The following is a 1,704-nucleotide window of genomic DNA, read 5'->3' as shown; positions in this document are numbered from 1 at the left end:
GCGCTGAGGCTTTTCGCTCGACGGCGTCGCGACGCGACCGACCCGGCGCGGACGATGGCCGGTCCGGGCCTCGGAGACGCCTCTGGCCGAACCAAGCCGCTCCTGACGTCTGACCGCCCGCCGCGTGACGGGCGTGCCGACGCTGTTCGCGCAACGGGGTCGCTTTTCGACGCTCCCATCGGCGCGGGCGGTGGCGGCCCTCCCGGCCTGGGCAAACTCCCTCTTGGGGACTTCCCTACCGCCCCGCGCCGCACGGCGGCTTTGCTCTGCATCCATATACGCACCACCCTCGCGACGGGGTGGTGCGTATATGGATGCAGAGCAGGGATGATCATGCGGCGAGGGCGACTGCGGTGGTCAGGGCGACCCAGAAGACCTGCAGGAACGAGCGGGGGACCAGCGCCGGGACCGGCTTGCCGCCGAGGCTGAGCTTGCGTCGTGCCGCCGAGATGTTCGCCGGGAACATGGCGATCATCAGGAGGGCGAGGCCCGCGGCGGCCAAGGCGGTGGTGGCCGGGATGAGCAGGCCGACCGCGCCCGCGAGTTCCAGGACGCCGGTGACCGTCACCAGCAGGTCGGGGCGGGGGAGCCGGGGCGGGACCATCGCGATCATGCCGGCGCGCATCTTCGGCGCGAAGTGCGCCAGGCCCGTGACCACGAACATGATCGCGAGCCCGACGCGGAGCGCCGGCAGCCAGCCGTCGAGGGCGTCGACGCCGGCCAGGCCGACCACACGGGCGAGAGCGAAACCGGCGACGAGGAAGACGAGGGGGACCATGGCGACACTCCAATCTTGTCACTGTCAAGTTAGCAGTCCAACTTGTCAGTGCCAAGTTAGAGTGGGCCGCATGACAGAGACCCGGCCCTATCACCACGGCGACCTCCGGCGGACCCTGCTCGGGGCCGCGGCCGAGGCGATCACCGAGAACGGGCCGGCGGCGCTGAGCCTGCGCGACCTGGCCCGCCGCGCAGGTGTGTCGCACGCCGCGCCCGCGCACCACTTCGGCGACAAGGCCGGGCTGCTCACGGCGCTCGCCGCGCAGGGCTTCGGCTACCTGGCGGACGAGCTCGACCGCACCCGCGCGGCCGGCGGCGGAGTGCTCGAAGCCGGCGTGGCCTACGTGCGGTTCGCGGTCGCACACCGCGCGCACTTCGCCGTGATGTTCCAGCCCGAGCTGCTCAACCGGGCCGACCCGGAACTGCTCGCCGCACAGGACCGGTCCTCGTCCGCGCTGCGCGACGCCGTCGCCACGGTCGACCGCAGCGAGCTGCGCGGCGCCGACGCCCGGATCGCCGGCCTGTCGGCCTGGTCGATCGTGCACGGCTTCGCCACGCTCTGGCTCAGCGGCGCCCTACCGCCCGACCTGGGCGACAACCCCGAGGACGCGGCCCGGCAGGTGATCCGCCCCCTGTTCGCCCGGGGCTAGGGGCTGACTCATGGGTGAGGGCACCACCCCCTGGCCACCAGCTCGTCGGCGGCGGGCACCCGACCCGGGCGACAACCCCGGGGACGTGGCCGGCCGGGTGATCCGCGGCCTGTTCGCAAAGGGTTAGGGGGTGGCTCGTGGATCAAGTCGTCACCCCTGGCTTCCGGCTCGTTGGCAGCGGCATCCGGCAAAGGGACAACCCCCGAGGACGCGGCCAACGACGTGATTGGCGACCTGTTCGGGCGGGATTTCACGAGCGAGCACGGGGCATCACCCT

At 72.4% G+C, this 1,704-nt stretch carries 2 protein-coding genes; one reads left to right on the top strand and one right to left on the bottom strand.

The genetic code is table 11. The features are described from left to right. Window positions 1-331: 331 nt before the first annotated feature. Complete coding sequence (locus tag Air01nite_RS40800; RefSeq protein WP_203708897.1) at window positions 332-778, bottom strand: DoxX family protein; 447 nt, start codon at window positions 776-778, stop codon at window positions 332-334. A 70-nt stretch (window positions 779-848) separates the two neighbouring features. Between Air01nite_RS40800 and Air01nite_RS40795 the strand changes: the two genes are divergently transcribed. Then, window positions 849-1,427 (top strand): TetR/AcrR family transcriptional regulator, encoded by a 579-nt coding sequence (locus Air01nite_RS40795; protein WP_203708895.1) that lies wholly within the window; start codon window positions 849-851, stop codon window positions 1,425-1,427. Window positions 1,428-1,704: the final 277 nt, after the last annotated feature.

It is taken from the genome of Asanoa iriomotensis (genome assembly GCF_016862515.1).
Classification (GTDB): Bacteria; Actinomycetota; Actinomycetes; order Mycobacteriales; family Micromonosporaceae; genus Asanoa; species Asanoa iriomotensis.
The sequence above is the reverse complement of the archived record's forward strand: the minus strand, read 5'-3'. Positions and strand labels throughout refer to the sequence as shown.